This is a genomic window from Pseudomonas sp. MD330_10 (assembly GCF_042610415.1).
GTDB classification, from domain to species: Bacteria; Pseudomonadota; Gammaproteobacteria; order Pseudomonadales; family Pseudomonadaceae; genus Aquipseudomonas; species Aquipseudomonas rhodesiae.
In genome coordinates, this window is the sequence record NZ_JBHGZU010000152.1 from 1 (window position 1) to 238 (window position 238).

The window sequence follows — 238 nt, forward strand, 5'->3', positions numbered from 1 at the left end:
CGCTGTTTGTCGATGCCGGGCGTGTCCGCGTGGTGCATGCGTGCTGGGACGACCGCTTTATCCAGCCGCTGCGCGCCACATTCCCGGATGTTTGCATCGACCCGCACTTCCTGCTGGCCGCCGCCGTGCCTGGCAGTTTTGCCTGCATTGCCTTTTACCGCCTGTTGCGCGGCACCGATATGCGCCTGCCCGACGGCCTGCCGCTGACGGGCGGCGCCGGCCTGACGCGCTCGTTCTT

The 238-nt window shown here is 67.6% G+C and carries 1 pseudogene; it reads left to right on the top strand.

The annotated features are described in order from the left end of the window. Positions 1-238: pseudogene (locus ACFZPT_RS26995) on the top strand (serine/threonine protein phosphatase); the annotation flags it as partial.